Annotated in this window: 26 protein-coding genes and 1 pseudogene; 18 read left to right on the top strand and 9 right to left on the bottom strand. The window is 62.4% G+C overall.

The window, feature by feature from the left end; translation table 11 throughout:
• Window positions 1-134 precede the first annotated feature (134 nt).
• From B5F88_RS13000 to B5F88_RS13020, 6 genes and pseudogenes are all read left to right on the top strand, one after another.
• Entirely contained in the window at window positions 135-1,013 is an 879-nt protein-coding gene (locus B5F88_RS13000) for an AAA family ATPase (RefSeq protein ID WP_204246239.1), read from the top strand.
• A 374-nt stretch (window positions 1,014-1,387) separates the two neighbouring features.
• Window positions 1,388-1,705 carry a plasmid mobilization relaxosome protein MobC gene (mobC, locus tag B5F88_RS13005; protein ID WP_242959786.1) on the top strand — a complete coding sequence of 106 codons (318 nt, stop codon included), beginning with the start codon at window positions 1,388-1,390 and terminating at the stop codon, window positions 1,703-1,705.
• Window positions 1,705-2,403: pseudogene (locus B5F88_RS21495) on the top strand (relaxase/mobilization nuclease domain-containing protein); the annotation flags it as partial. The gene mobC and the pseudogene B5F88_RS21495, both read left to right, overlap by 1 nt.
• 49 nt (window positions 2,404-2,452) lie before the next feature.
• On the top strand, window positions 2,453-2,884 hold the full coding sequence (locus B5F88_RS21500) for a hypothetical protein (RefSeq protein ID WP_242959789.1): 432 nt from the start codon (window positions 2,453-2,455) through the stop codon (window positions 2,882-2,884).
• A 177-nt stretch (window positions 2,885-3,061) separates the two neighbouring features.
• Window positions 3,062-3,322 (top strand): hypothetical protein, encoded by a 261-nt coding sequence (locus B5F88_RS13015; protein WP_087346831.1) that lies wholly within the window; start codon window positions 3,062-3,064, stop codon window positions 3,320-3,322.
• Window positions 3,323-3,455: 133 nt separating this feature from the next.
• Window positions 3,456-5,618, top strand: coding sequence for a stage V sporulation T C-terminal domain-containing protein (locus B5F88_RS13020; protein ID WP_087346834.1), 2,163 nt, complete (start codon window positions 3,456-3,458; stop codon window positions 5,616-5,618).
• Window positions 5,619-5,673: 55 nt separating this feature from the next.
• Here B5F88_RS13020 and sleB read toward each other — a convergent pair whose 3' ends face one another.
• On the bottom strand, window positions 5,674-6,348 hold the full coding sequence (sleB, locus tag B5F88_RS13025) for a spore cortex-lytic enzyme (RefSeq protein WP_087346837.1): 675 nt from the start codon (window positions 6,346-6,348) through the stop codon (window positions 5,674-5,676).
• Between the two features lie 137 nt (window positions 6,349-6,485).
• Between sleB and B5F88_RS13030 the strand changes: the two genes are divergently transcribed.
• Both B5F88_RS13030 and B5F88_RS13035 read left to right on the top strand, forming a co-directional pair.
• Window positions 6,486-6,755: a translation initiation factor 2 gene (locus B5F88_RS13030; protein WP_087346840.1), complete on the top strand. Its 270-nt coding sequence runs from the start codon at window positions 6,486-6,488 to the stop codon at window positions 6,753-6,755.
• Window positions 6,756-6,878: 123 nt separating this feature from the next.
• The gene (locus tag B5F88_RS13035) at window positions 6,879-8,048 is read left to right on the top strand and encodes an NADP-dependent malic enzyme (RefSeq protein ID WP_087346843.1); all 1,170 of its coding nucleotides are present in this window, start codon (window positions 6,879-6,881) and stop codon (window positions 8,046-8,048) included.
• A 46-nt stretch (window positions 8,049-8,094) separates the two neighbouring features.
• Here the strand turns inward: B5F88_RS13035 and B5F88_RS13040 are convergent, their stop codons facing one another.
• From B5F88_RS13040 to B5F88_RS13055, 4 genes are all read right to left on the bottom strand, one after another.
• A complete protein-coding gene (locus B5F88_RS13040; RefSeq protein WP_087346846.1) occupies window positions 8,095-9,123 on the bottom strand; it encodes a glycosyltransferase family 2 protein in 1,029 nt (342 codons plus the stop codon).
• A gap of 11 nt (window positions 9,124-9,134) precedes the next feature.
• A complete protein-coding gene (gene glf / locus B5F88_RS13045) occupies window positions 9,135-10,304 on the bottom strand; it encodes a UDP-galactopyranose mutase (RefSeq protein WP_087346849.1) in 1,170 nt (389 codons plus the stop codon).
• A gap of 111 nt (window positions 10,305-10,415) precedes the next feature.
• Entirely contained in the window at window positions 10,416-10,988 is a 573-nt protein-coding gene (locus tag B5F88_RS13050; protein WP_087346852.1) for an inorganic diphosphatase, read from the bottom strand.
• A 170-nt stretch (window positions 10,989-11,158) separates the two neighbouring features.
• Complete coding sequence (locus tag B5F88_RS13055; protein WP_087346855.1) at window positions 11,159-11,359, bottom strand: alpha/beta-type small acid-soluble spore protein; 201 nt, start codon at window positions 11,357-11,359, stop codon at window positions 11,159-11,161.
• A 298-nt stretch (window positions 11,360-11,657) separates the two neighbouring features.
• Between B5F88_RS13055 and B5F88_RS13060 the strand changes: the two genes are divergently transcribed.
• Both B5F88_RS13060 and B5F88_RS13065 read left to right on the top strand, forming a co-directional pair.
• On the top strand, window positions 11,658-12,935 hold the full coding sequence (locus B5F88_RS13060) for a glycosyltransferase family 2 protein (protein ID WP_087346857.1): 1,278 nt from the start codon (window positions 11,658-11,660) through the stop codon (window positions 12,933-12,935).
• 139 nt (window positions 12,936-13,074) lie between these two features.
• Complete coding sequence (locus B5F88_RS13065) at window positions 13,075-15,543, top strand: S-layer homology domain-containing protein (RefSeq protein WP_087346860.1); 2,469 nt, start codon at window positions 13,075-13,077, stop codon at window positions 15,541-15,543.
• Between the two features lie 42 nt (window positions 15,544-15,585).
• On the opposite strand, the gene B5F88_RS13070 is transcribed toward B5F88_RS13065, so the two are convergent.
• From B5F88_RS13070 to thyA, 3 genes are read right to left on the bottom strand one after another with little or no spacing between them, the layout of a single operon-like run.
• On the bottom strand, window positions 15,586-16,161 hold the full coding sequence (locus tag B5F88_RS13070; protein WP_087346863.1) for an NUDIX hydrolase: 576 nt from the start codon (window positions 16,159-16,161) through the stop codon (window positions 15,586-15,588).
• Between the two features lie 4 nt (window positions 16,162-16,165).
• Window positions 16,166-16,642, bottom strand: coding sequence for a dihydrofolate reductase (locus tag B5F88_RS13075; protein WP_087346867.1), 477 nt, complete (start codon window positions 16,640-16,642; stop codon window positions 16,166-16,168).
• A 14-nt stretch (window positions 16,643-16,656) separates the two neighbouring features.
• On the bottom strand, window positions 16,657-17,487 hold the full coding sequence (thyA, locus tag B5F88_RS13080; RefSeq protein ID WP_087346870.1) for a thymidylate synthase: 831 nt from the start codon (window positions 17,485-17,487) through the stop codon (window positions 16,657-16,659).
• 50 nt (window positions 17,488-17,537) lie between these two features.
• On the opposite strand from thyA, the gene B5F88_RS13085 reads away from it, so the two are divergent.
• Window positions 17,538-18,143, top strand: coding sequence for an aromatic acid exporter family protein (locus B5F88_RS13085; protein ID WP_242959787.1), 606 nt, complete (start codon window positions 17,538-17,540; stop codon window positions 18,141-18,143).
• On the opposite strand, the gene mtaB is transcribed toward B5F88_RS13085, so the two are convergent.
• On the bottom strand, window positions 18,112-19,422 hold the full coding sequence (gene mtaB, locus B5F88_RS13090) for a tRNA (N(6)-L-threonylcarbamoyladenosine(37)-C(2))-methylthiotransferase MtaB (RefSeq protein WP_087346897.1): 1,311 nt from the start codon (window positions 19,420-19,422) through the stop codon (window positions 18,112-18,114). The two genes, B5F88_RS13085 and mtaB, sit on opposite strands and share 32 nt — an antisense overlap.
• Before the next feature lie 166 nt (window positions 19,423-19,588).
• Between mtaB and B5F88_RS13095 the strand changes: the two genes are divergently transcribed.
• The 7 genes from B5F88_RS13095 (at window position 19,589) to B5F88_RS13130 (ending at window position 26,508) form a co-directional block, all read left to right on the top strand.
• Window positions 19,589-19,834, top strand: a complete 246-nt coding sequence (locus tag B5F88_RS13095; protein ID WP_087346873.1) for an HPr family phosphocarrier protein — start codon at window positions 19,589-19,591, stop codon at window positions 19,832-19,834.
• A gap of 99 nt (window positions 19,835-19,933) precedes the next feature.
• Window positions 19,934-20,527, top strand: a complete 594-nt coding sequence (gene yfbR / locus B5F88_RS13100; RefSeq protein WP_087346876.1) for a 5'-deoxynucleotidase — start codon at window positions 19,934-19,936, stop codon at window positions 20,525-20,527.
• A 19-nt stretch (window positions 20,528-20,546) separates the two neighbouring features.
• Complete coding sequence (locus tag B5F88_RS13105) at window positions 20,547-20,816, top strand: ACT domain-containing protein (protein ID WP_087346879.1); 270 nt, start codon at window positions 20,547-20,549, stop codon at window positions 20,814-20,816.
• Between the two features lie 11 nt (window positions 20,817-20,827).
• The gene (locus B5F88_RS13110) at window positions 20,828-22,186 is read left to right on the top strand and encodes a PFL family protein (RefSeq protein WP_087346900.1); all 1,359 of its coding nucleotides are present in this window, start codon (window positions 20,828-20,830) and stop codon (window positions 22,184-22,186) included.
• A gap of 47 nt (window positions 22,187-22,233) precedes the next feature.
• Window positions 22,234-24,198 (top strand): molybdopterin-dependent oxidoreductase, encoded by a 1,965-nt coding sequence (locus B5F88_RS13115; RefSeq protein WP_087346882.1) that lies wholly within the window; start codon window positions 22,234-22,236, stop codon window positions 24,196-24,198.
• 113 nt (window positions 24,199-24,311) lie between these two features.
• Window positions 24,312-25,640: a glucose-6-phosphate isomerase gene (locus B5F88_RS13120; protein ID WP_087346903.1), complete on the top strand. Its 1,329-nt coding sequence runs from the start codon at window positions 24,312-24,314 to the stop codon at window positions 25,638-25,640.
• Window positions 25,641-26,094: 454 nt separating this feature from the next.
• The gene (locus B5F88_RS13130) at window positions 26,095-26,508 is read left to right on the top strand and encodes a hypothetical protein (protein WP_087346888.1); all 414 of its coding nucleotides are present in this window, start codon (window positions 26,095-26,097) and stop codon (window positions 26,506-26,508) included.
• The last annotated feature ends 152 nt before the right edge of the window (window positions 26,509-26,660 follow it).

Consider the following 26,660-nt stretch of genomic DNA (forward strand, 5'->3'; position numbering starts at 1 on the left):
TAGTGGCCATCCTGTCAATGCACCATGACTGCGGTGACCATGCACCATTTCAGCGGTCTGAGTGCACCATTCGTGCGGTCTAAGGGCACCGTTTCAGGCGGCGTATTCAAATAATATCGAAGGGAGTGAAACATATGGGACTGCTGAAAACGGTGGATGGCGCCGCGCTGATGTCCCAGCCCCTTCAACCCGTCCGCTTTGTGGTGGATACCCTGGTCGCGCAGGGCCTGCACATCCTGGCGGGATCCCCCAAGGTGGGCAAGTCCTGGCTGGCGTTGTGGCTGGCGGTGGCGGTAGCTAAGGGGGAAAGGATCTGGAACCTGTCCACCAGGCAGGGGACTACCCTCTATCTCTGCCTGGAAGATTCCGTCCTCCGCATCCAGAACCGCTTGTTTGAAATCACCGAGGACGCGCCGGACAGCGTTCACTTCTGCACCGAGTGCTCCATCATCGGTCAGGGGCTGGAAGAACAGATGGAGGCATTTTTGTCGGAGCATCCGGACACCACGCTGGTCATTATCGACACGCTGCAAATGATCCGTCCGGTGCATGACACCACCTATGCCAACGACTACCGGGACCTGTCGGTGTCGAAACGGTTGGCGGACAAGCGCGGTATTGCCATCCTGCTCATTCATCACCTGCGGAAGGAGAAGGCGGAGGACGTGTTCTACCGGATTTCCGGCACCACCGCCATCAGCGGTGCGGTGGATTCCAGCTTCACCCTGGTGGAGGAGAAGCGGGGCAGCGGCAGAGCCAGACTGACCTGTGTGGGCCGGGATATCGACTACCGGGAGCTGGAGCTGCGGTGGGGTGAGAACAACGTATGGGAGCTGGTGTCGGACAGCAGGGAGCAGCCGGAGGGCGTGGAGATCGGTATGGTATCTCTTCTCTCTGATTTACTGAAGGAGCAATCTGAATGGATCGGCACTCCCACAGAGCTGTCCCAGAAGATCGACCCTGACGGAAGGGAGGGCATCACGCCAAAGAAAGTATCCCGTATGATCCTGTAAAGCATTGGGGCCCTAAAGGAGAACGGGATTACGGCGGTCAGCCGGCGGAGCAACGGCAGGCGGATCATAGAGCTCTGCTGTGCCGAAAGTGACGATGTGGCCGGGGCCCCGGAAACCGGCACGATCGACCCTGCGGAAAGGCCGCGGGATGTGGATTCCTCTCCGTAACGGGTCCCCAGCGAAACGGTTTCGCCGTGGAGAGGAGGAAGCACGGAGCGAGGGTGCGTTCGACCTCGGGCGGAAGCGACGGATGCGCAGGCGCTTCCGACGAGGGCAAGCAGAGCCTTCGTCCGACTTTGTCGGACTTGGCCCCGCCGGAAAACCGGCGTGATGCGGGCAGAAGCCCGCGCCCACTTTGAGAACGGAGGTGCGGTATGAAGCAGAAGAAAGAAATTCGGATCACCCTCCGGCTAACACCGGAGCAGTATGAAACGATTGTGTCCAAGGCGGATACTGCCCAGATGTCCGTGAGTGCTTATGTAAGGGCTGCTGCGCTGCGGCACCGTGTCGTGGTGGTGGACGGGCTGCGGGAGATCACTCATGAACTCAAGGGCATCGGGCGCAGCCTCAATCAGCTGACGGTACTGTGCAACATGGGCAGGATCAAGGAGGTGTGTCTGGGGGATGCGTGGCAGGCGCTCAGTCAGATCTATCTTAAGCTGCGGGAGCTGGCGGAGCAGGAGCGAAGCTGATGGCAACCGTCACTTTTATCAAATACCAGCGGCAGTCCGCCGGAGCGCTTCACGGTGTGGCGGACTATGTATCGCAGAAATACAAAACCCAACAAGAGGACGGCAGTCAGTTGGTAAGCGGACAGAACTGCACACCACGGCTGGCTGCCCAGGAGTTTCTTGCCACCCGGCAGATGCACCGGAAAAACAGCCCGGTTTGGTTCTACCACTATGTCCAGTCCTTTGCGCCGGAGGAGCAGCTCACCGGGGCATTGGCCCACCAGGTGGCGCGGGAGTTTGCGGAGCAGGCTTGGCCGGACAGCGAGGTGCTCATCGCCACCCACACGGATACTGAGCATGTCCACTCGCATTTCGTTGTCAATGCGGTTTGCCCTGGGGCGGGAAAGATGCTCCGCCAGGGGCCGGACACGCTGCATAAGCTGCGCGCCATCTCTGACGGGCTCTGCATGAAGCACGGCCTTTCTGTTCTGCCCAGGCAGCGGCCGAAACGGGCCTGGGGATTGAGCACGCGGGAATACCGCTCCGCTGCAAAGGGTGAGAGCTGGAAGTTCCGGCTCATGAACACCATCGACCGGTGCATGAAATACGCCTCAACCAAAGCGGAATTTCTCGCCCTGATGGAGCGCGAGGGATATCAGGTGCGTTGGACGGATGGCCGCAAGAGCATTACCTACACCACACCGACAGGTATGAAATGCCGGGATGACCGACTTCACGATGGAAAGTACACTAAGGAGGTCATGGAACATGAATTCAGAATCCGGGCAGCGTTTGCCCATGGAGGAGTTGAAGCAGAGGAACGCTCCGCAGACCTGTCCCAACAGGGAGGAGTGGGACAATCTGCTGATGATGATCAGCGCCTTGTATCGGGTGACGGCGGAGCAGGGCAAGGCCCTGGAGAACCTGGAACGGCACACAGCCCTTCTGCGGGAGACCTGTCCCGGTCAGGCGCAGCTGGAGGCACTGGCGGAGGATGCGGCCCAGATCCGGGCGATGCTGCAACAGGCTGGGGAGCGGAAAGAGCGTTCTGTTTCGCCGCCCAGTCTGAGCACCGCGCTGTCCGTGCTGGTATGGCTGGCCCTGATTTTGCTGGGGACCATGGTGGGCATGGTGGTCTTGCGGGCGCTCTGGTCCGGCTTGGCCGCACTCTGGAGCGCGGTCAAAATGCTGATCCCGTGAGGGATGCTACCACCATGCCCCAGCACACCGACAGCAAAACGCTCCGCCGGGAACAGAAAAAGAAGATCGCCCTCGGGCACAGGGAGGGCGATCATGAGGAAAAACAGACGTGGCAGCAGACTATGTGAATATTTTCCTGTGTACAGAGGAAAATAGGGGAGAGGAGATGATAGCCCATTGCGCATAGCAGTAAGGGAAGAGAGCAAGATCGTGGAACTCTGGCTGAACAGAGCAGAAAAGGAGGATGCCGCATTTTGGGAATCGCTGAAACCGCTCTATCAAACATACAAGGCGCAGAACTATCTGGTGGCGGTGTTTCTGTCTGGGGAGGAGGAGCTGTACCAGCAGACCCGGGACCTACTGCTCTACAACCGACGGCGGCAGGCGGAAATGGAAGTCTTGGAGCAGCGTCAGGAGCAGCAGGCCGTGACCATGTGAGAATAGGGGGGAGGCAGGAAATCGCCTCCCCCTTTCTTTTCATTTCCACTTGCAATTTCGCAACAATCAATATACAATGTTATCTGAATAAGGAAAATGGAAAATGAACTATATTGTTAAGGGGAGATGACCTGTGATCGAGAAATTTGATATCGCGGGCTACACCCGTATCTCGGTGGACGATGAACTGGACCGGGACAACGTGTCCATTGAGAACCAGAAAGCTATTATTGAGGATTTTGTGAAAGCCAAATTCCCAAGCAGTACCCTCACCTTCTATGAGGACCGGGATCGGTCCGGCTACACCTTCGAGCAGCGGGAGGGTTACCAGGCCATGCGGAAGGGCCTGATGAGCCACAAATATGACATCCTTATCGTCAAAGATTTCTCCCGATTCTCCCGCCGCAACAGCCGGGGCCTGGTGGAGCTGGAGGATCTGCGGGACGCCGGGGTGCGGATCATCTCCATCGGGGACAGCATCGACTTCCCCAACGACGATGACTGGCTGAAGATCCAGTTCCAGTTCCTCATCAACGAGATGCCGGTGACCGACACCAGCAAGAAGGTGCGCTCGGTGGTGCGCCGCCGCCAGCAGGACGGAGCGTGGCTGTGTGCCGCCCCCTACGGGTACATCCTGAACAAGCAGAAGCAATTTGAGGTGGTGCCCACCGAGGCGGAGATCATACGCACCATCTTCCGCCTGTACAACGACCAGGGGTGGGGATACAAGAAGATCGCCAACCACCTCACCGGTGAAGGGGTGCCCACCCCCCGTATGTCGGAGCAGCTGCGGCGGGAGGCCGCCGGGGAGACCTGCCGCCGGGAGGCCAAGGCCGCCTGGGCTATCGTGACGGTGCAGGGGATTCTGGACAACGACTTTTACATCGGCACCCTGCGGCAGGGCAAGTACACCCGGGCCAAGATCAACGGCAAGGATATCAGGCGGGACGAGCTGGAGCAGATCGTCATTGAAAACCACCACCAGCCCATCATCGACTACCGTACCTTCGCCACCACCCGGGCCCTGCGGCAGCAGCGCACCCGTTCCAACTACCGGGGGCAGAAGAAAAACGACAACGTCTACTCCGGGCTTCTGACCTGCGGGGACTGCGGCGCCCCCATGTTCGCCATGAGCCGCTCCGACCTGCGCCCGGCCTACACCTGCGGCACCTATCACCGCCGGGGGCTGTCCGGCTGCACCAGCCACCACATCCGGGTGGACAAGCTGGACCAGCTGCTGAAGGCCTATGTGGAAAAGGTGAAGGAGGGCTCCGCCGCCATGCTGAACCGGCTCAACGAGGACCTGTCCCGCGAGCGGGAGGACGTGGAGGAGACCGAGCGCTCCGCCGCCAATCTGGAGGAGATTTTGGCCGACCTCCAGGAGGAGCTGAAGGCCACCAAGCGCCAGCGGGTGCGGGACCTGATGAAACACCCGGATCAGGAGGAGATCCTGGAGGAGACCTACGACGAGCTGGAGGCTGATCTGCTGCGCCGGACCGAGGGGGTCCAGAACCAGCTGCGGATGGCCACCGACAAGCGCAATACCATTCTCCAGGTGAACCGGGTGGCCAAGACCGCTCTGGAGGTCTTTGACGACATCCTCCACAAGGAGCACCTGGACCGGCAGGATCTCCAGCTCATCATTGAGAGGATCCAGGTCTACGAGGACCACCTGGAGATCCAGCTGAAGGCCGACATTGACAGCCTGCTCCGCTGCGGCACTCTGCCGGAGGAGGACGGGGCAAATTTTAAGGCGGGCATGGGGCATATCTCACCCGTCGTCCTGGTCCAGAGGTCCAGCAACCATCCGGACAAGGTGTTCCATGCCAATGTTATCAGTGACGGCGACCCGCTGGAGATTTATACAGATAAGGATGGCGGCGTCATTTTCAAAAAGTATTCCCTGATGGGCGGCCTGGGGGATTTCGCCGGGCAGATGTGCGAGACCCTGAACAAGACCACCGGCAAGATCGCGGTCATCACCGACCGGGACGCCTGCATCGCGGTGGCCGGCACCGCCAAGCGGGAGCTGACCGACAAGCGGATTTCCTCCGATCTGGAGCAGATCATGGAGGGCCGGCAGATCTATCAGGTGCAGACCGGCGATACCCCTGTTCCGGTATGTGAGGACAGCGACAAGTATCTGGCCATCTGCGCCGCCCCCATTCTGTCGGAGGGGGACGTGCTGGGCTGCGTGCTCTTTGTCACCAGCGACCCCGAACAGACCAGCGATGAAACCGACTACAAGCTGGCCCAGACCATCGCCGGTTTCCTGGGCCGCCATATGGAGACCTGACCGGCATCAATACGCCCCCTCCGCCATGGCGGAGGGGGCGTATCCATTGTGAGCGTCAGGAGCAGAAGCGGTGGTTGCCGATGACCTTGATCAGCGGCCGGCTCCAGATCCAGGCACTGGTGGCGGTGTTGGGGTTAAAATAGTAGATGGCCCCGCCGCTGGGGTCGGCGCCGTTGAGAGCCTCCTGGGCCGCCCGCACCGCCGACTCCGCCACCGGCTCGTTGAACTGCCCGTCCACCATGCAGGTAAAGGCGCCGGGCTGGTAGACCACCCCCGCGATGGTGTTGGGGAAGGAGGGGTGCTCCACCCGGTTGAGGATTACCGCCCCCACCGCCACCTGGCCGCTGTAGGGCTCCCCCCGGGCCTCGGCGGAGATCACCCGGGCCAGCAGGTCCAGGCTGGCCGACTGGCTGCTGCTGCCGCTGCCGCCACCGGTGGACATCCCCAGGGCCCGCAGGGTGGCCGGGCCCACAATGCCGTCCGCCGTCAGACCGTTCTTGCGCTGGAAATACTTCACCGCCTCGGCGGTGCGGCTGCCGAAGATGCCGTCTACCGTGCCGTCGTAGTAGCCCCAGTTTTTCAGCTTGCTCTGAATGATCCGTACCTGCTCCCCGGTGGAGCCCTGCCGGTAGGTCACCGCCTGGGCGTACTGGGCCAGGGAGATAAGGGCGATATTCAGAAGAAAGACCAGGGCCAGAGCCCCGATCAGCTTGCGTCGTTTGCTGCTCATCCATCTGCCTCCCTTTCTGACTGGAATTAGTGTACGGCGGGGCGGGCGGGGTTATGAGCGGCAATCTATGCCATGGTCTGGAATAAGGCGGGACAGGAGGGGACATACTGGAAGAAACTAGGAAAGGATGTGGCGTTGTGGTGCAAGGCGTATCCCGTCAGGTAATCGTGGTGCGGACCCCCGATCCCCGCTTTTTTGAGCAGGCTATCTTTATTGTGAAGGAGGACGCCTTCAAAAAGGGCGTAACGGCAGAGGAGGTGCTGCAGGAGGCCCAGCGGGCGGCCGACGGCTATCTGCGGAAAAATACCCGGTGGAGCAAGGCGTGGCGGCGGGTGCCCGGCCCGGTGTACGCCGCGGCGGGGGCGGTGGGCGCCACGCTGTGCTGGTGTCTGGCGCTGATGCTGTGACCGTTCCGCCCCCGGGAAAACGGAGGAATTTTGGCTAGTATGCTGGGTGGCAATTGGGACCAGGGCAGGTGTATAATAATCCACAAAGAAGCAACATGCCAGAGCGGGAAAAGGAGCGGATTTATGGATTTGAAGCAGCAGGCCCTGGAGCTGCATCAGCAGCTGAGGGGCAAGATCGAAGTGGTGGCCCGCAAGCCCATTGAGACCCGGGAGGACCTCTCCCTGATGTACACCCCCGGCGTGGCCGAGCCCTGCCTGGCCATCCAGAAAGACTATGACGCCTCCTTCCGGCTCACCCGGCGGGGGAATCTTGTGGCGGTGGTCACCGACGGCTCCGCCGTGCTGGGTCTGGGGGACATCGGCCCCGCCGCCGCCATGCCGGTGATGGAGGGCAAGTGCGCCCTGTTCAAGGAGTTCGCCGGGGTGGACGCCTTCCCCATCTGCGTGGATACCCAGGATGTGGACCAGTTGGTGGAGACGATCTACCTGATTTCCAAGAGCTTCGGGGGCATCAACCTGGAGGATATCGCCGCCCCCCGCTGCTTTGAGGTGGAGCGGCGGCTGAAGGAGCGGTGCGATATCCCGGTCTTTCACGACGACCAGCACGGTACCGCCATCGTGGTGGCCTCCGCCATGCTCAACGCTGCCCGGGTAACTGGAAAGATTGCCTCAGAGATGAAAATTGTCATCAACGGCGCCGGCGCCGCCGGTATCGCCATCGGCAAGCTGCTGCTCTCCATGGGCTTTGGCAACGTGGTCATGTGCGATATCAACGGCATTATCTGCGCCGGGGATCAGGGGCTCAATCCCGGCCAGGAGGAGATTGCCCGCATCACCAACACCAACCGGGAGCGCGGCTCCCTGGCCGACGCACTCAAGGGCGCGGACGCCTTTGTAGGGGTGTCCCGGCCCAACCTGGTGACGGCGGAGATGGTGTCCACCATGAAAGACGGCATTGTGTTTGCCATGGCCAATCCCACCCCGGAGATCATGCCCGACGAGGCCAAACGTGGCGGGGCGGCGGTGGTGGGCACCGGCCGGTCCGACTTCCCCAACCAGATCAACAACGTGCTGGTGTTCCCTGGAGTATTCAAGGGTGCCCTGACCGTCCGGGCCAGGGAGATCACCGAGGAGATGAAGGTGGCCGCCGCCAGGGCCCTGGCCGCCCTGGTGCCGGACAACCGGCTGAACCCCGCGTACATCCTGCCCTCCCCGCTGGATAAGAGCGTGTCGGCCACCGTGGCCCAGGCGGTGGCGGCCACCGCCCGCGCCCAGGGTGTGGCCCGGCTGTAATACATGGAAAAACAAAAGGAGGCGCCGCATCTGCGGCGCCTCCTTTTCAGTTGAATTTGTAGATTTTCCGGGCCAGCCGGTACAGCCGCACCGACAGCTTCCGGCCCTGATAGCCGGGGATGTTGCCCACGAAGGACAGGGAGCGGTATTTCAGCTTGTGGTAGAGCTTGGGGTTGTTGGCCCGGAGGAATTCCCACAGCTCGGTCTTTTTGCCCAGCGCCTCGGGAGAGCCGTCGATGATGAGGAAGATGGAGGATATGGTCATCATCATGGAGAGGTAGTTGACCATATACTGGGCCAGCTTCCGCTGGGTGTAGTACAGGCCGGTGAGGGCGTGGCTCTGGATCATCAGCTTGGTGACCCGCACCTGCTGGTCCACCCGGGTGACCATCACCTTTTCGTTTACCGACTGGTCCGCCCGGCCGATGAAGTAGCGGTAGAGGTCGATGTCCATATAGTACATGCTCTTGACTGCCGGCAGGGGCTGGTATACAAAAATATTGTCCACATAGAAGGTGTGCTTGGGCAGCTCCAGGTGGCAGTCCCGCAGCAGTTGGGTGCGGTAGATTACCGAATGCATCAGCAGATACTGGGAGGGGCGGAACCGGCCGATCTCGTTCCAGGTAAAGACCCGCCCCTCGGGAAATACGTTGGTGTACCGCATGACCTTTTGGGTGTTGTCCTCCACGTGTTCGTACACGTAGTTGGCGATGAGCATATCCACCGGCCGCTCCATGGCGGCAAACTCCCGCAGCTTGTCCAGAGCGGCGGCCAGGGCCGCCTCGTCCAGCCAGTCGTCGGAGTCCACCACCTTGTAATACAGCCCTGTGGCGTTGCGCAGGCCCTGGTTGACCCCTTCGCCGTGGCCGCTGTTCTCCTGGTGGATGGCCTTGACGATGTTGGGATAGTCCGCCGCGTATTTGTCACAGATGGCGGGGGTGTCGTCCTTGGTGGAGCCGTCGTCCACCAGAATGATCTCGATATCCTCCCCGCCGGTGAGCAGGGTGCGGACGCAGTGGTCCATGTAGGCCGCCGAGTTGTAGCAGGGTACGGCAAATGTGATGAGCTTTGACATGTGTTCTTTCCTCATTTCAGCAGTTCGTCACACAGCTCCAGCGCCCTGGCGGCGATGGCGTCCATGTTGTAGTACTTGTATTCCGCCAGACGGCCCAGCAAACGGAGGTTGGGATAGCGGGCGGCCTCCGCCTGGTATTGGGCATAGAGGGCGTTGTTCTCCGGATTGATCACCGCGTAGTAGGGCACCTCTCCGGCGGCGCCGGTGTAGGACCGGGCGTACTCCTTCATAATGGTGGTGACGCCGGGCAGCTCCTGCCCGGTGAGGTATTTGAACTCGGTAATGCGGGTGTAATCCTGGTCCATGGTGTAGTTCACCGTGCCGTGGCTCTGCCAGAAGTCCTGAGCATAGGTCTCAAAGGTGAAGTCCAGGGTGCGGTAGGGCAGACGCCCGTACCGGCAGCCGAACAGCTCGTCCACCGCCCCGGTGTAGAGCACCAGCCCCTCAAAGGCTTCCCCGTCCAGCAGGATGCGCCCATCCTCCAGGGTCAGGCGGGCGGAGGCGTCCACCCCGGTCTCCACCGTCAGGTTGGGGTGGTCCAGCAGCCGCTGGAACATGGGGGTATAGCCCTCCAGCGGCATGCCCTGGTGAATGTCCTGAAAATACCGGCAGTCCTCCGACAGGAACACCGGCACCCGGGCGGTGGTGGCCGGATCGATCTCCTCCGGCTTCTGCCCCCACTGCTTCATGGTGTAGCGGACAAACACATGGTCGTATACAAAGTCGGCCAATGCCCGCAGGTCCGGATCGGAGCTCTCCCGCAGCTCCAGAATGGTGACCTTCCGCTCCGCGCCGTAGGTCTCCAGCAGCTTTTGCTCCAGAGCGGCGGCCTGCTCCGGCGGAAAGGCCGCCCGGAGCGATACCAGGTTGAAGGGCACCGGCAGCTCCTGCCGGCCGTCCGCCGCGGGGATGTTGGCCACTACCTGGTGCTGATAGTTGCGCCAGGCGGTAAAGCGGGAAAGATAGTCGAATACCCGCCTGTTGTTGGTGTGGAAAATGTGGGGGCCGTACTGGTGGATCAGCACGCCGTCCTGGTCAAAATGGTCGTAAGCGTTGCCGCCCACATGGTTCCGGCGCTCCAGCACCAGGACCTGTTTGCCGCCCCGCTCCGCCAGCTCCCGGGCGGCCACGGCTCCCGCCATGCCCGCGCCGATGACCAGGCAATCGTATGGTTGGTTCATAGGGAATTTCCTCTCTCCATCAAACTTTCATTTGTACAGGCTGATTGTACCACACAGGGAAACCAAAATAGGGAAAAAAGCCATTAAGTTTCCCTTAATATTTCATCAGGTTCAGCGGTCCGAGCTGGGCTGTCCCGACGGCCGGGCCGGGCCGCCCAAAAAGCACTCCACATAGTGGTCCATGGCCTGGCGGATGACCCGGATGGCGTCCTGGCGGCCGTTTACGTCGCCGGCCACCGCCTCCTTGCCCTCCAGGGCTTTGTACACCGAGAAGAAGTGGGCCATTTCGTCAAAAATGTGGGGGGGCAGTTCCATCAGGTCCTGATAGGCGTTATAGGTGGGGTCGGAGAAGGGAATGGCGATGATCTTCTCGTCGTTTTTCCCGCCGTCCAGCATGGAAATGTAGCCCACCGGGTAGCAGCGCACCAGGGTCAGGGGATCCATGGCCTCGGAGCACAGCACCAGTACGTCCAGCGGGTCTCCGTCGTCGCCGTAGGTCCGGGGAATGAAGCCGTAGTTGGCGGGATAGTGGGTGGAGGTGTGGAGCACCCGGTCCAGAATGATGAGGCCGGTCTCCTTGTCCAGCTCATACTTTTTCTTGCTGCCCTTGGGGATTTCGATGACGGCGATGAAGTCCTCCGGCTGGATCCGGGCGGGGTTAATGTCATGCCAAATATTTGACATAGGAATGTCTCCTTTGCAATTTGGTGCCTGCATCGGCGCATATAAATGGTGTACGCCTTATTATATCTGTCCGGCGGGCAAAATACAAGCGTTCCAGCGGGCCGGGGACAAAAATGGCGCGGGGCGGAGCAATGCTCCGCCCCGCGCCCGGGATTGATCAGGGAATGAGGTTACTGCATGCCGTTCTCGTAGGCCTGGATCATCTTCTTGACCATCTGGCCGCCCACGGAGCCGGCCTCACGGCTGGTCAGGTCGCCGTTGTAACCCTGCTTCAGGTTGACGCCCACTTCCTGAGCGGCCTCCATCTTGAACTTGTTCAGAGCCTCACGAGCGCTGGAAACCACGGGCTGATTGCTGTTAGTGTTAGACATACGCTTTGCATCTCCTTACGTGTTTTGGTTGTGGATCAGCGATCCGAACATAGCTTTGCCCCAGCCCGATTTTCTATGCGGCTGATCCTCTGCCAATCCATGGAGGCACTGGATGAGGCTGCGCTCTTTCTTACATTTGTGTAAAAGAAATAAAAACTTTCTCTTAATGTTCTGTTAATTGGTGTGTAACACTCTTGTAATATTTTAAAAAGATGGTATGATAGGCTCCACGGAAAAAAGGTCCCACCTTTTTGACGGTTCGTTTGGCTTTCACAGTATAACGGAGGAACACAATACAATGTCTATTTTGGAATTTGTCAAAGGGCTGAACTGGAGCATTGTGCTGCTGTTTACCCTGCTGTATCTATACCAGGGCTTTTATCTGGTGGTGGGCCTGCTGCTGCGCAGGCATAAGGACCGCCATGAGCCCAGCCGGCTCCACCGCTTTGCGGTGGTGGTCTCCGCCCGCAATGAGGAACAGGTGATCGGCGAGCTGCTGGACAGTCTCCGAAAACAAAACTATCCCCAGGAGCTGCTGGACCTGTACGTGGTGGCGGACAACTGCACCGACGACACCGCCGGGGCCGCCCGGAAGGCGGGAGCCTTCGTGTATGAGCGGCGGGACCCCATTCACAAGGGCAAGGGCTACGCCATGGACTACCTCTTCCGCCAGCTGAAGGAGGAGGGCAAGGACTGCTATGACGGCTATTTTGTCTTTGACGCGGACAATCTGGTGGACCCCAACTTTGTGCGGGAGATGAACCGCACCTTCGACAAGGGCTATGACGCGGTGACCTGCTACCGCAACTCCAAAAACTTCGGGGACAACTGGATCTCCGCCGGATATTCCATCTGGTTTTTGCGGGAGGCCCGGTTCCTCAACTTCCCCCGCACCCTGCTGGGTACCAACTGCCACGTGTCGGGCACAGGCTTTCTGGTGTCCGCCAAGGTCATCGAGGAGAACGGCGGCTGGCCCTTCCATCTGCTCACCGAGGACATCCAGTTCTCCGTGGACTGCGCCATCCGGGGCAAACGCATCGGCTACTGCGACAGCGCCGTGATCTACGACGAGCAGCCGGTGACCTTCCGCCAGTCCTGGGATCAGCGGCTGCGCTGGTCCAAGGGATTTTATCAGGTGGACCGGGAGTACACCGTGCCCCTGCTCAAAGGCATGCTCCGCCCCGGCCGGCTGGGCACCTCCTGCTACGATATGTTCGTCACCGTGGCCCCCGGCATGCTGCTCACCCTGGCCATGATCCTGTTCAACGCCGTGGTCCTGGCCGCCTGCCTCACCCAGCCCGCCTATCTGGCCGCCCGGGTGATCCACGAGACCGTGGGCTTCATCGGCTCCTCCCTGGGCAACTTCTACCTGGGCCTGCTGCTCTATGGACTGTGTACCGTGCTGTCCGAGTGGAAGCACATCCAGGCCCCCGCCCTCAAGAAGCTGGGGTATGTGTTTACCTTCCCCATTTTCATGTTTACTTACATCCCCATCTCCATCGCCGCGCTGGTGCGCAAGGTGGAGTGGAAGCCCATCTACCACACCGCCACCAAACGCGTGGGCGGTATGGGTTGAGCAAAAACCGCCTGTCCGCCTGGTCCCCCCAGGGCTGGACAGGCGGTTTTTTGCCTTACTATGCATCCAGCATATGGAAAATGAAGGTGAGCCGTGCTATACTGCCTGTAACCATATTTTCCGATAAGGAGGAGAGCGTATGCGTAAACGATGGTACAGCGCGGCCCTGGTTCCGGCCATGCTGCTCACCCTGACGCCCGCCCTGCCGGCGGCTGCCGCGGCGTCCAAGCTGCCCACCCCGGAGGTGGAGTGGCTGACCCAGGACACCGAGCTGGACGGCAGGAAGTTCAAGGCCGGGCAGGTGGTGCTGAAAAACATCCCCCAGGATATCATGCCCGACTATCAGGTGGAAATCACAAACACGGGCACCGGTCAGGTCGTTGAGACCTACAGCGACGGGTTTGGCGGGTATACCAGATCCGTCCAGGAGATCTATGTGGGCTGGTATACGGAGGAGCAGATGCCAACCGGGTCCTATACCGCCACCGTCACCTATCTGGGCGACGACGGAGCCACCTATACCGACAGCGAGCCCGCCACCACTGCGGTATACCAGTACACCAATCCCGGCGTTTCCTATGCCGTGCCCACCGGGGTGGACTGGGATGGGGCCAATTTTGCCTACACCCTGGAGGATGCGGTTCTGGCGGAAAACGCAAATCTATTCATCCAGTTTGCCAAGGTCCAGGAGGACGGCTCTTACATGTACATCGGGTACAAGGGAGATTCTGCCCAGTACGCCCAGAGCAGCGGAAATGCCACCTTCCTGGAGCGATTCAACGATCGGGTGACCCGGTATGGCCCGGGGGACTATGTGTTCCGTATCCGGGTGATCTCCTGGGACCTCACGCAGAAATATCACAGCGAGTGGTCGGCGTGGAGCCAGCCCCGGACGGTGTCGGGCACCACAGGGGAGATTGCCGGCAGCCTGGAGGATATCCTCACAGACCTGGGCTCCAGCCCGGATGAGAGCGCAAAACAGGCCGCCATTGATGCGGTGCGGGCGCTGGACCAGAAAAAGCTGGAGGAGTCCCTCTCCGCAGATCAGGCGGGTACCGGCGTGGCCGCCCAGCTCCGGGAGCTGGAGGAAAAGCTGGGTTTGACGGCCGACGTGGCCGTTGACCCCACGTATCATATCGACGTGGATACCACCCGGGTCACGGTGGCCGGGGCTGGGCTGAACGCCAAGGATCTGACCACGCCCCCCACCCTCACCTTCTCCAACCCGCCCAAGGAGCTGGAGATTCCCAACACCTACCGGGACTATGTGCAGATGGACCTGTCCCTGGGGGATACGGTAGCCACCAATCCCGACGGCACGCTGCTGGTGCCCATCCAGATCACCATGCCGGTGCCCGCCGGCATTGACCATACCAAGCTGCAGATCCTGCACTTCCATGACGACGGCGTGACCAGGGATTTGATTACCCCCTACTGCTTCCAGGACGGCAGCCAGTGGATGGCCCGGTTTACCGTCAACCGGCTCAGCCCCTTTGTCTTTGCCGAATATGAGCCCTTCTTTACCGTCACCCTGGACCCCACGGGCGGCACGGTGAGCCCCACCACCCTCACCACCGGCGAGGACGGCAAGCTGACCCAGGCGCTGCCCACCCCCACCCGGACCGACCATGACTTCAACGGCTGGTTTACGCAGGGAACGGGCGGCATGCAGGTCAACCAGACCTACGTGTTTACCGCCGACACCACCATTTACGCCCACTGGACGGCCCGGCAGCCCTCCGGCGGCGGAGGCGGCAGCAGCAGCGGCGGAGGCGGCGGCTCCACCGCCACCACCTATTACGGCGCCACAGTGGAGGCGGCGGACCACGGCTCGGTCACCCTTTCCCCCAAAAGCGCCGCCAAGGGTACTACCGTTACCCTCACCGTCACCCCCGACCAGGGGTATGAGCTGGCCTCCCTCACCGTCACCGACAAGGACGGCAAGACGGTGGCCCTCACCGACAAGGGAGAGGGGAAGTTCACCTTTGTCATGCCCGGCTCTAAGGTGACGGTAAAAGCCGTGTTCCAGGCGGTGGAGGAGCCGGAGCCCCAGCCTCAGCCGCTGCCCTTCGGGGACGTGGCAGAGGGCGCCTGGTACGCCGACGCGGTGCGCTACGTGTATGAGAAGGGGCTCATGACCGGCACCGGCGACGGCGCCTTCAGCCCCGACCAGAACCTGACCCGTGGGATGCTGGTCACCATGCTCTACCGGCTGGCGGGCCAGCCCGCCCAGTCCGGCACGGGCGCCCCGTTCACCGATGTGGCCGCCGATGCCTGGTATGCCGACGGGGTGAACTGGGCGGCGGCCAACGGGGTGGCCGGCGGCTACGGCGGCGGCGTCTTTGGCCCCGGTGACCCCATCACCCGGGAGCAGCTGGTTACCATGCTCTGCCGCTATGTCCAGTCCCAGGGCGGGGACGTGACGGCGGGCGGGGACCTGTCCGCCTACCAGGACGGCGAAGCGGTCTCCGATTACGCCCGCTCCGCCATGGAGTGGGCCTGCGGCCAAGGCCTGATCCAGGGCTCCGGCGGCGCGCTGAATCCCCAGGGCACCGCCACCCGAGCGGAGGTGGCCCAGCTTATGGCCAACTACCTGGGACAGAACTGACCCATGCAAAAAAGGAGGAGCTCCTGCCGGAGCTCCTCCTTTTTATTGGGTTTCCCCCTTCAGCAATGCCCTGGCCCGGGCCAGCAGCTTGGTGTACACCTCGTCCATCTGCCACTCGTTGGTGTATTCCAGCAGCCTGTCCGCCGGCAGCCAGCCCACCCGGGTGTTCTCCTCCGGCCGGATCTGGAGCGGGTCGGCCTCGTCCGCCGTCAGCAGATAGGTCACGTTCAGGTGCTGGTGGGAGGGCACCCACGCCCCCCGCTTCACATGGCCCCACACCGGCAGAATGTCCAGAGAGGCGATGGCGGGGCTCAACGGCCTGACGTGGACCGCCCCCGTCTCCTCCCGGGCCTCCCGCAAAGCCACCGCCAGCAGGTCCGGGTCGCCGTCGGCGTGGCCGCCGGTCCAGGCCCACACTTTGTAGAGGTTGTGGTGGGCCATCAGTACCTTGGTGCCGTCGGCGTTCACCACAAAGCCGGAGCTGGTGAGGTGGGCGATTTTGTTCTCCCGGCCCAAGATGTCGTGGGGAAACTGGCGGAGATAGGCCAGGATCATCTCCTTGTCCCCAGCCTCCTGCTGGGTCTGGGGATGATAAGCGGAAATTTCCTCCAGATACATGTGCTCACACCCTTTCATAGGTGACATAGTGAAAGACCAGCCCGTCCTGCTCCAGGGGCGGCTCCTCCGCCGCCAGCCGCCAGGCGGGATCCCCGTCCAGGGTGGGGAAAAAGGTATCGGCCGGCCAGGCGTGGTGGATCTTGGTGATGTAGGCCCGGCGGCACCAGGGCAGCAGAGCCCGGTACACGCGCTCTCCGCCGATGACGAAGGCATCCGCCGGGGCGGCGGCCAACAGGCTGTCCAGGTCCCGGAACACCTCCGCCCCCTCCGGGGCAAAGGAGGGGGTCCGGGACAGCACCAGGTTCCGCCGGTTTTTCAGCGGACGGCCGCCGGGAAAGGTGGCCAGGGTCTTGCGGCCCAGGATAACGGCGTGTCCGGTGGTGAGGGCCTGGAACCGCTTCAGGTCGGCGGAGAGGTAGCACAGCTGATCCCCGTCTTTTCCGATGGCCCAGTTCTGATCCACCGCAGCAATGACGTTCATAAAAACCCCTCCTGTTATACCGCCACCGGAATGGGCTGGTCCAGGGTGTGGAACCGGTAGCCCTCCAGCTTCAGGCTGGTCTTGGTGAAGGCGTAGAAGTCGGTGATCTGCGGGTCCAGCCACAGCCTGGGGGCCTCATAGGGGGCCCGGGAGATAAGCTCCTCCACCACCGGCACGTGGCGGTCGTAGATGTGGGCGTCGGCGATGACGTGGACCAGCTCCCCCGCCTCCAGCCCCGACACCTGGGCCAGCATGTGGACCAGGGCGGCGTACTGCATTACATTCCAGCCGTTGGCGGTGAGCATGTCCTGGGACCGCTGGTTGAGGACGGCGTTGAGGGTTTTTCCACTGACGTTGAAGGTCACCGACCAGGCGCAGGGGTAGAGGGCCATCTCATGCAGGTCGTGGTGGTTGTACAGGCTGGTGAGGATCCGCCGGGAGGCGGGGTTGTGCTTCAGGTCGTAGAGCACCCGGTCCACCTGGTCAAACTCCCCCTCGGGGTACTGGTGCTTCACCCCCAGCTGGTAGCCGTAGGCCTTGCCGATGGAGCCGGTCTCGTCCGCCCAGGCGTCCCAGATGTGGCTGCTCAGGTCGTGGATGTTGCTGGACTTCTTCTGCCAGATCCACAGCAGCTCGTCCAGGGCGCTCTGAAAGGCCATTTTGCGGATGGTCTGCACGGGGAACTCCTCCCGCAGGTCGTAGCGGTTGACGATGCCGAATTTCTTCACCGTGTGGGCGGGGGCGCCGTCGTCCCACCGGGGACGCACCGGCAGGTCGGTGTCCCATACCCCGTGGGAGAGAATCTCCTTGCAATTTTCAATAAACAGCTGGTCTGCCCGGCTCATGTCATTCCTCCAAGTAATTGGCCCGGTTTTCCACATTTGGATCAGACTATGTGGAAAAAGAGCTTGATTTGTGGTATCTTAATGGTAACTGCACCCAGGAGTGTGATTGCTGTGAAAGAAGCCCCCAAAAGCCCGCCGTCCATATCGGACTGCGCAACCTCAAGACCGCCCTCTCCGCCTCCCTTTGCGCCCTGATCTACTATTTTCTGGACCGAAACCCCGCCTTTGCCTGTATCGGCGCCATCTTCGGCATGGGGGCCAATATGGAGCACTCCAAGCTCCACGGGGGCAACCGGCTGTTCGGTACCATCATCGGTGGTTTTCTGGGGATTTTTCTCTACCGCATTTATCTGATCTTCTATCCCGAGGGGGACAACCACCTGCTGCTGGTGCCCCTGCTGTTCGTGGGGGTGGTGATCCTCATCGTCCTGGCCCAGATCTTCTGGGTGGGGGCGGTGCAGCCCGGCGGCGTGGTGCTCTGCCTGCTGCTGTTCAACATTGGCTCGGACAACTACATCTCCTACTCCCTCAACCGGATGCTGGACACCGGCGTGGGGGTGGTCATGTCCCTTCTGATCAACTGGCTGCTCCCCCGGGAGCGGCTGGACGCCTGGCAGGCGGCCCTCAAAGCCCGTCTGCCCCACCGGAAGGGCTGAGGACACCCAACAGGCCTTCGCCCTGAAGGCCTGTTATGGTTACCTCCCGGACCACATTGTGCAATCCTGAGCCGGGTACGAACACCTCGGTATAGTTGGGGGCGTGGCCCCGCCACAGCCCGTCCTTATCCTCCTCGAAGAGCACCGGCAGGGTCTGACCCACCCAGCGCTCCAGCCAGGCCCGGTGCATTTCGCGGGCCACAGCCCCCGCCCGGTGGGCCCGCTCCTCCTTCACGGCGTTGGGCACCTGACCTGGCATGGCGGCGGCGGGGGTGCCGGTGCGGCGGGAGTAGGGGAAAATGTGCATGGCAGAAAAGGCGCAGGTCTGGATGAAATCCAGCGTCTGAGAAAACTCCTCCTCGGTCTCCCCGGGGAAGCCAACGATGAGGTCGGTGGTGATACCGGGGCGGTCAAAGTGGTCCCGGAGTAATTTCACGCTTTCATAATACCGGGCGGTATCATATTTCCGGTTCATCCGTTTTAACACGCTGTCGCAGCCCGACTGCATGGACAGGTGGAAATGGGGGCACAGGTTGGGCAGGGCGGCCCCCCGGCGGCAGAAATCCTCCGTAATGGTGCGGGGCTCCAGAGAGCCCAGGCGCACCCGGCAGCCCGGCGCGGCGGCGCACACCGCCTCGATGAGCTGGATGGGGTGGGGCTTGTCCGGCAGATCCCGGCCCCAGGAGGAGAGCTCGATGCCGGTGAGCACGATCTCCCGATACCCCTCGCCCGCCATCCGGGCGGCCTCGGCGGCAGCCTCCTCCAGAGGGAGGGAGCGGATGGGCCCTCTGGCGTAGGGGATGATGCAGTAGGTGCAGAAGTTGACACAGCCGTCCTCCACCTTCAGCATGGCCCGGGTGCGGCCCTCCAGCCCGCCGGCGGGCAGATGCTCGTAGTCCCGGCGGCGGAGGGCGTCGTCCACCTCCACCACCTGTCCGCCGTCGGGGCTCAGAGCCTCCAGCCGGTCCAGAAACTCCATCCGGTGGGCGGTGCCCATCACCAGGTCCACCCCCAGCCCCTCCACGGCGGCGGGGTCGGTCTGGGCGTAGCAGCCGCACACCGCCACGATGGCGTGGGGGGAGCGCTTTCTGGCCTGGCGGATCATCTGGCGGGATTTCTTGTCGCTCACCGCCGTGACGGTGCAGGTGTTGACGATATAGGCCTCCGCCGCCCCGTCAAAGGGCACCAGAGTGTGGCCCCGGCGGGTGAGCTCGGTCTCCATGGCCTGGGTCTCGTACTGGTTGACCTTGCAGCCCAGGGTATAAATGGCAACTCGCATGGTGATTTCCTCCGTCCCATTCGGGTGTTTGTGAAAAAAGCCGGAAATTTTTCCGAAACGGGACATTTCCATTGAATTTTTTCCCCCAGTCAGTCTATAATGGGGTAAACCCTATTATAAGCAAGGGCGGCGCCCTTGTACAGAGGATTTCAGGAGGTGCTCCACAATGATCGAGTTTAGCGTGTCGCTGTCCTCCATTGAGGATGTCCGGCAGTTTGTCAACGCCGCCAGCTACTGCCCCTACGAGGTGGATGTATGCTCCGGCAGGTACGTCATCGACGCCAAGTCCATTATGGGGCTGTTTTCCCTGGACCTGTCCAAGCCGGTGCGGGTGGAGGTCCACGGCACCGACGAGGAGGGGAATCAGTTCCGGCAGAGCGTGGCGGCCTTTGAGACGCAGAACAAACCGTAACCGTAAAAGCGCCCCCATGGGGCGCTTTTTTCTGTTCCGGTTTACAAGAGCCGGAGGGCTGTGGTAAAATAATATGTTTTTTAAGAGGGGAGGAGCGGTATGGAGGGACTGTATCCCTTTTTCGCCTATCTATCCCGGATGCGGTATATCAGCCGCTGGGGACTGATGCGCAACACCTTTCAGGAGAATATTCAGGAGCACTCCCATATGGTGGCGGTGCTGGCCCACACCCTGGCGGTGATCCGGCGGGACGTGCTGGGCAAGCCGGCCGACCCGGGCCTGGCGGCGGCGGCGGCCCTGTACCACGACGCGCCGGAGATCCTCACCGGCGACCTGCCCACCCCCATCAAGTACTACAGCCCCGACATCCGGGAGGCCTACCGGCAGGTGGAGCAGGTGGCCGCCGACAAGCTGCTGGCCATGCTGCCCGACGAGCTGCGCCCCGCCTTCCAGCCCCTGGTGCGGGAGGAGTACGACCCGGATACCCAGGCCCTGGTAAAGGCCGCCGACAAGCTCTCCGCCTACCTCAAGTGCGTGGAGGAGCTGAAGGCGGGCAACGGAGAGTTCCGCCAGGCCGCCGAACAGACCCTGGAGGCCCTGAAGGGCTACGGCCTGCCGGAAGTGGACTACTTTGTGGAGCGGTTTCTCCCGGCCTTCGGCCTGACTTTGGACGAGCTGCATCCCACGGTATAAAGAGAAAGGAAGTTTTTGTATGAGAGCCATCGTCACCGTCCTGGGCAAGGACCGGGTGGGCATCATGTCCACGGTATGCGCCCTGCTGGCCCAGCACAACGTCAACATTCTGGACATCAGCCAGACCATCCTGCAGGACTATTTCACCATGGTCATGCTGGTGGACGCCAACCAGTGCGATCTGCCCTTCGCCGAGCTGGCCGCCCTGCTGGAGCAGGAGGGCAAGGAGCGGGATCTGTCCATCCGCGCCCAGCGGGAGGACATCTTCAACGCTATGCATCGCATCTGAGGGTGACTGCCATGATCAATACAACGGAAATTCTGGATACCATCCACATGATCGACCAGCAGCACCTGGACGTGCGCACCATCACCATGGGCATCTCCCTGCTGGACTGCGCCGATCCCGACCCCAACGTGGCCTGCCGGAAGATCTATGACAAGATCACCCGCCGGGCCGAGCGGCTGGTGGCCACCGGAGAGGCCATTGAGGCCGAGTTCGGCATCCCCATCGTCAACAAGCGCATTTCGGTCACCCCCATCGCCCTGGTGGCCGGCGCCTCCGAAACCGACAGCTACGTTCCCTTCGCCGTGGCCATGGACCAGGCCGCCAAGGCGGTGGGGGTCAACTTCATCGGCGGCTTCTCCGCCCTGGTGCAGAAGGGGGCCACCCAGGCCGACCGCAAGCTCATCGCCTCCATCCCCGAGGCCCTGGCCCGCACCGAGCTGGTGTGCGCCTCCGTCAACGTGGGCTCCACCCGGGCGGGCATCAACATGAACGCCGTGGGGGTCATGGGCCGCACCATCAAGGAGTGCGCCCAGCTTACCGCCGAGCAGGGGGGCTTCGGCTGCGCCAAGCTGGTGGTGTTCTGCAACGCGGTGGAGGACAACCCCTTCATGGCTGGCGCCTTCCACGGCGTGGGCGAGCCCGACTGTATCATCAACGTGGGGGTCTCCGGCCCCGGCGTGGTTCACCACGCCCTGAAGGAAGTGAAGGGGATGCCCTTCGACGTGGTGGCCGAGACCGTCAAAAAGACCGCCTTCCGGGTGACCCGTATGGGTCAGCTGGTGGCCCAGGAGGCCAGCCGCCGCCTGGGGGTGCCCTTCGGCATTGTGGACCTGTCCCTGGCCCCCACCCCCGCTATCGGAGATTCGGTGGCCCGGATCCTGGAGGAGATGGGCCTGGAGACCTGCGGCACCCACGGCACCACCGCCGCCCTGGCTCTGCTCAACGACGCGGTAAAGAAGGGGGGCGTCATGGCCTCCTCCCACGTGGGCGGCCTGTCCGGCGCCTTCATCCCTGTCAGTGAGGACGAGGGCATGATCGCCGCCGCCCACTCCGGCGTGCTCCACCTGGACAAGCTGGAGGCCATGACCTGCGTGTGCTCGGTGGGCCTGGACATGATCGCCGTCCCCGGCGACACCTCCGCCGCCACCATCTCCGCCATCATCGCCGACGAGGCCGCCATCGGCATGGTCAACTCCAAGACCACCGCCGTGCGCATTATCCCCGCCCCCGGCAAGGTGGTGGGGGATACCGTGGAGTTCGGCGGTCTGCTGGGCTCCGCCCCCGTCATGCCCGTCCATTCCCAGAGCGCCGAGGCGTTCATTGCTCGGGGCGGCAGAATTCCCGCCCCTCTGCAGAGCCTGAAAAACTGAGTCAAAAGGCCGCCCGCGGGCGGCCTTTTTTCCAAGGAGGTTTTCCCATGTCCACCTATCGCTCCGCCTGTCCCTACGACTGCCCCGACGGCTGCTCCTTGCTGGTGGAGACCCAGGGGGACCGGGTGTGCGCCGTCACCGGCGACCCGGCCAACCCCTACACCCAGGGCAGGGTGTGCGGCAAAATGCGCCATTTGCCCCAGGCGGTGAACAGCCCCCACCGCATCCTCACCCCCCTCCGCCGGACGGGGGAGAAGGGGGAGGGGAAATTTGCCCCCATCTCCTGGGCCGAGGCGGTGGAGGAGATTTCCGTCCGCTGGAAGGAACTCATGGCCCGATACGGGGCGGAGACCATTCTGCCCTGTTCCTACGCCGGCACCATGGGGGCGGTACAGCGCCACGGCGGAGACGGATTTTTCCACGCCCTGGGGGCTGCCGAGCTGGTGCGTACCCTGTGCAGCTCCGGCAAATCGGCGGGGTGGGAGCGGGTGATGGGGACCTCCTGCGACCTGTCCCCCTGGGATGTGGCCCACAGTGACCTCATTTTGGTGTGGAGCTCCGACCTGCTCTCCACCCGGATCCACCTGGTGCCCTTCCTGCGGCAGGCCAGGGACCGGGGGGCAAAAGTGGTGCTCATCGACGTGTACGCAAACCTGACCGAAATGTTCGCCCACCAGACCCTCCTGGTGAAGCCGGGCAGCGACGGAGCCCTGGCCCTGTCTCTCCTCCAGGTGCTGGACGCCGAGGGGCTCACCGACCAGGCCTACCTGGCCGCCCATACCACCGGCTGGGAGGAGCTGCGGGCCACCCTGGGCCGCTGGACCCCGGAGGCCACCCAGGCCATCACCGGCCTGGAGCCGGAGACCGTCCGGGCCCTGGCCCGAGAGTACGGCAGGGCCAAGGCCCCCTGCATCATCCTGGGCAGCGGCTTCTCACGCAGCGGCAACGGGGGAGAGGCCACCCGCGCCATCGCCGCCCTGCCTGCGGCGGTGGGGGCCTGGGCGAAACAGGGCGGCGGCACCTATGGGGTGTGCTCCTCTCCCAATCTGGTGGACAAGAGCCTGATGAAGCGGCCCGACCTGGCCGGCCCCGGACGGCAGCAGGTGAACATCAACCAGATCGGCCCCGCCCTGTTGGGGGAGGGGGTCAAGACCCCCATCCACAGCCTGTACGTCTACCACTGCAACCCGGCCTCGGTGCTCTCGGATCAGAACGGGGTGCTCCGGGGGCTGGAGCGGCAGGACCTGTTCACCGTGGTCCATGAGCGGTATATGACCGACACGGCAAAGTACGCCGATATTATCCTCCCCGCCCCCTACATGGTGGAGTGCGAGGACCTGTACACCCCCTACGGCTACCGGCAGATTCAATATGTGCGCCCGGTGGTGTCCCCGCCGGGAGAGGTGAAGAGCAACTGGGAGGTGTTCTCCCTGCTGGCCCGGGCCATGGGGATAGAGGACCCCCATTTTCAGCGGGGCGCCGGGGAGCTGTGCCGGGAGATGGTGGAGGGGAGCGCCGCCCTCACCCCGGGGGAGAAGGAGCGGGTGCTGGCGGGGGAGCCGGTGGTGCTGGAGACTCCCTTCCCCCTGCCGGTGGAGACGGCGGACGGGAGGATCCACCTGGCCGACCCCGCCCCCATCACCTGGTATCCGCCCCACGGAGGCCCCGAGCCCTTCCGGCTGGTGTGCGCCCCGGTGATGCAGACCCTCAATTCCTCCTTCAACGAGATCCCCGACCTGCAGCAGATGCGGGGGGAGCGGACGGTGCGGATGAACCAGTCCGACGCTGCCCGGCTGGGCCTCCGGGCGGGGGAGCGGGTGGTCTGCTCCAACGACCTGGGGCGGATGGAGGGGGCGCTGGCCCTGGACCGGGCGGTGGCTCCGGGAACGGTGGTGGTCCAGGGGGTGTACCCCGGCGCAAACGCCGTCAACAGCCTGACCCACCCCCGGCTGTCCGATCTGGGGGCGGCCACCACCCTCAACGACAACACCGTGGAGGTAAGAAGGGCATAGCCGGAAGGATTTTCGGCGGACATCCCTTTTTTCTCTGGTAAAATGACCCGGCGGGGTGTATGATAGGCGTGTACAGACCCTGTACCAAAAAGAGAAGGAGTGACATCACCATGATGCTCAAATTTGATACCTCCAACGCGGTTCCCTTTCTTCCGGAAAACTGGCTGACCAGCCGGCTGGACGCTCTGGACAGCGCCCGGGTCAAGCTGGAAAACGGCAGCGGACTGGGCGGCGACTACACCGGCTGGGTCCACCTGCCCCGGGACTACGACAAGGAAGAGTTTGCCCGCATCCAGGCGGCGGCGGAGCGCATCCGCAAGGATTCCCAGGCCCTGGTGGTCATCGGCATCGGCGGATCCTACCTGGGCGCCCGGGCGGTGGTGGAGCTGGTCAACTCCCCCAACTTCAACCTGACCCACAAGGACGGCCCCGCCATCTATTTCGCCGGCAATGGCCTGTCCACAGACGCCATGCTGGAAGTCATTGACCTCATCAAGGACAAGGACTGGTCCATCAACGTCATTTCCAAGTCGGGCACCACCACCGAGCCCGCCGTGGCCTTCCGCATCTTCAAGAACCTGCTGGAGGAGAAGTACGGCAAGGAGGAGGCCCGCAAGCGCATTTACGCCACCACCGACGCCCGCAAGGGGGCCCTGAAGGGCCTGGCCGACGCTGAGGGCTATGAGGAGTTCGTGGTGCCCGACGCCGTGGGCGGCCGCTACTCCGTGCTCACCGCCGTGGGCCTGCTGCCCATCGCCTGCGCCGGTGTGGACATCGTGGAGCTGATGGCCGGCGCGGAGGAGGCTATGACCGCCCTGGCCGCTCCCGGTCAGGACAACCCGGCCTGGCAGTACGCCGCCGCCCGCCACGCCCTGTACACCGCCGGCAAGAAGGTGGAGATCCTGGTGGGCTACGAGCCCTCCTTCCGGTTCTTCGGCGAGTGGTGGAAGCAGCTCTTCGGCGAGACCGAGGGCAAGGAGGGCAAAGCCCTGTTCCCCGCCAGCGTGGAGTTTACCGCCGACCTGCACTCCATGGGCCAGTACATCCAGCAGGGCGAGCGGCTCATGCTGGAGACGGTGGTGCGCTTTGAAAAGAGCCGGGGCAGCATGGAGATCCCCCACGACCCGGACAACGTGGACGGTCTCAACTTCCTGGCGGGCAAGGACCTGTCCTTCGTGGCTGAGCAGGCCATGCGGGGCACCCTGCTGGCCCACGTGGACGGCGGCGTGCCCAACCTGATGGTCACCGCCCCCGGCCGGGACGCCAGGAGCGTGGGCGCGCTCATCTACTTCTTTGAGTATGCCTGCGGCCTGTCCGGCTATCTGCTGGAGATCAACCCCTTTGACCAGCCCGGCGTGGAGGCCTACAAGAACAATATGTACGCGCTGCTGGGCAAGCCCGGCTACGAGGACAAGAAGGCGGAGCTGGAGGCCAGATTGTAAGGCCTCCACACCAAGTGTTTTGCCTTTGGCAAAACCTTGATGTCGGGCGGATTCATTCCGCCCGAGCAGACGAAATCTTTGGGGTCCCCACAGAACCTCGGTTCTGTGGGGCGGCCTACAAGAACAATATGTACGCCCTGCTGGGCAAACCCGGCTACGAGGACAAGAAGGCGGAGCTGGAGGCCAGATTGTAAGGCCTCCACACCAAGCGTTTTGCCTTTGGCAAAACCTTGATGCCGGGCGGATTCATTCCGCCCGAGCAGATGAAATCTTTGGGGCCCCCACAGAACCTCGGTTCTGTGGGGAGGCCCGGCTGGGTTGACAGCAGACCGGGCGCCGGTTGGGAATTTTTTGTGAACTTCAGCAAATCAGTTGCAATCCCCAAGCAAAAATGGTAACATAAATGCACCAGGCCGGGGGCTCGTCCCGGCGTACAAAGTAAGGAGTGATAACTATGGTGAGAGTGATCATGGGCGTCAAGGGCACCGGCAAGACCAAGCAAATGATCGAGCTCATTAATTCCGCTGTCCACAGCGAGAACGGCAATGTCGTCTGCATTGAGCGCGGGCCCAAGCTGACGTATGATATTCACTATAAAATCCGTCTGGTTGAGGCCAGCCACTACGATATGAGCAGCTATGACTTCCTGAAGGGATTCATCAGCGGCCTGTATGCCGGCAACTATGACATTACCCATATTTTCATCGACAGCCTGACCAAGATCGTGGGCTCCGAGGCCACCGACCATGCGGTGGAGGACTTCCTGGATTGGCTCAACAGCTTCTCCGAGAAGAACAACATCAAGTTCACCGTCACCATCAGCGCCGACGCCTCCCTGGCTACCGACGGGGTCAAGAAGTATTTCTAAGCGGCGGACTACAACAAAAAACAAGGCGGATGGCTTTGCCATCCTGCACTTGTAAAATGAAAGTAGACACTCACAAAAGTGTGGGTGTCTACTTTTTTTCATGGTAAGATGAAGAAAAGGGGGTAGAAAAAATGGGGAAAAAGGGGACGTCA

The sequence above is a fragment of the Flavonifractor sp. An306 genome, from assembly GCF_002159455.1.
In the GTDB taxonomy this organism is placed as follows: domain Bacteria; phylum Bacillota; class Clostridia; order Oscillospirales; family Oscillospiraceae; genus Flavonifractor.

What these genes read in the sequence shown, in the direction of transcription:
- B5F88_RS13000 (WP_204246239.1), top strand. Translation starts at nt 135, where the DNA reads ATGGGACTGCTGAAAACGGTGGATGGCGCCGCGCTGATGTCCCAGCCC.
- mobC (WP_242959786.1), top strand. Translation starts at nt 1,388, where the DNA reads ATGAAGCAGAAGAAAGAAATTCGGATCACCCTCCGGCTAACACCGGAG.
- B5F88_RS21500 (WP_242959789.1), top strand. Translation starts at nt 2,453, where the DNA reads ATGAATTCAGAATCCGGGCAGCGTTTGCCCATGGAGGAGTTGAAGCAG.
- sleB (WP_087346837.1), bottom strand. Translation starts at nt 6,348, where the DNA reads ATGAGCAGCAAACGACGCAAGCTGATCGGGGCTCTGGCCCTGGTCTTT.
- B5F88_RS13035 (WP_087346843.1), top strand. Translation starts at nt 6,879, where the DNA reads ATGGATTTGAAGCAGCAGGCCCTGGAGCTGCATCAGCAGCTGAGGGGC.
- B5F88_RS13040 (WP_087346846.1), bottom strand. Translation starts at nt 9,123, where the DNA reads ATGTCAAAGCTCATCACATTTGCCGTACCCTGCTACAACTCGGCGGCC.
- glf (WP_087346849.1), bottom strand. Translation starts at nt 10,304, where the DNA reads ATGAACCAACCATACGATTGCCTGGTCATCGGCGCGGGCATGGCGGGA.
- B5F88_RS13050 (WP_087346852.1), bottom strand. Translation starts at nt 10,988, where the DNA reads ATGTCAAATATTTGGCATGACATTAACCCCGCCCGGATCCAGCCGGAG.
- B5F88_RS13055 (WP_087346855.1), bottom strand. Translation starts at nt 11,359, where the DNA reads ATGTCTAACACTAACAGCAATCAGCCCGTGGTTTCCAGCGCTCGTGAG.
- B5F88_RS13060 (WP_087346857.1), top strand. Translation starts at nt 11,658, where the DNA reads ATGTCTATTTTGGAATTTGTCAAAGGGCTGAACTGGAGCATTGTGCTG.
- B5F88_RS13065 (WP_087346860.1), top strand. Translation starts at nt 13,075, where the DNA reads ATGCGTAAACGATGGTACAGCGCGGCCCTGGTTCCGGCCATGCTGCTC.
- B5F88_RS13070 (WP_087346863.1), bottom strand. Translation starts at nt 16,161, where the DNA reads ATGTATCTGGAGGAAATTTCCGCTTATCATCCCCAGACCCAGCAGGAG.
- B5F88_RS13075 (WP_087346867.1), bottom strand. Translation starts at nt 16,642, where the DNA reads ATGAACGTCATTGCTGCGGTGGATCAGAACTGGGCCATCGGAAAAGAC.
- thyA (WP_087346870.1), bottom strand. Translation starts at nt 17,487, where the DNA reads ATGAGCCGGGCAGACCAGCTGTTTATTGAAAATTGCAAGGAGATTCTC.
- mtaB (WP_087346897.1), bottom strand. Translation starts at nt 19,422, where the DNA reads ATGCGAGTTGCCATTTATACCCTGGGCTGCAAGGTCAACCAGTACGAG.
- B5F88_RS13095 (WP_087346873.1), top strand. Translation starts at nt 19,589, where the DNA reads ATGATCGAGTTTAGCGTGTCGCTGTCCTCCATTGAGGATGTCCGGCAG.
- yfbR (WP_087346876.1), top strand. Translation starts at nt 19,934, where the DNA reads ATGGAGGGACTGTATCCCTTTTTCGCCTATCTATCCCGGATGCGGTAT.
- B5F88_RS13105 (WP_087346879.1), top strand. Translation starts at nt 20,547, where the DNA reads ATGAGAGCCATCGTCACCGTCCTGGGCAAGGACCGGGTGGGCATCATG.
- B5F88_RS13110 (WP_087346900.1), top strand. Translation starts at nt 20,828, where the DNA reads ATGATCAATACAACGGAAATTCTGGATACCATCCACATGATCGACCAG.
- B5F88_RS13115 (WP_087346882.1), top strand. Translation starts at nt 22,234, where the DNA reads ATGTCCACCTATCGCTCCGCCTGTCCCTACGACTGCCCCGACGGCTGC.
- B5F88_RS13120 (WP_087346903.1), top strand. Translation starts at nt 24,312, where the DNA reads ATGCTCAAATTTGATACCTCCAACGCGGTTCCCTTTCTTCCGGAAAAC.
- B5F88_RS13130 (WP_087346888.1), top strand. Translation starts at nt 26,095, where the DNA reads ATGGTGAGAGTGATCATGGGCGTCAAGGGCACCGGCAAGACCAAGCAA.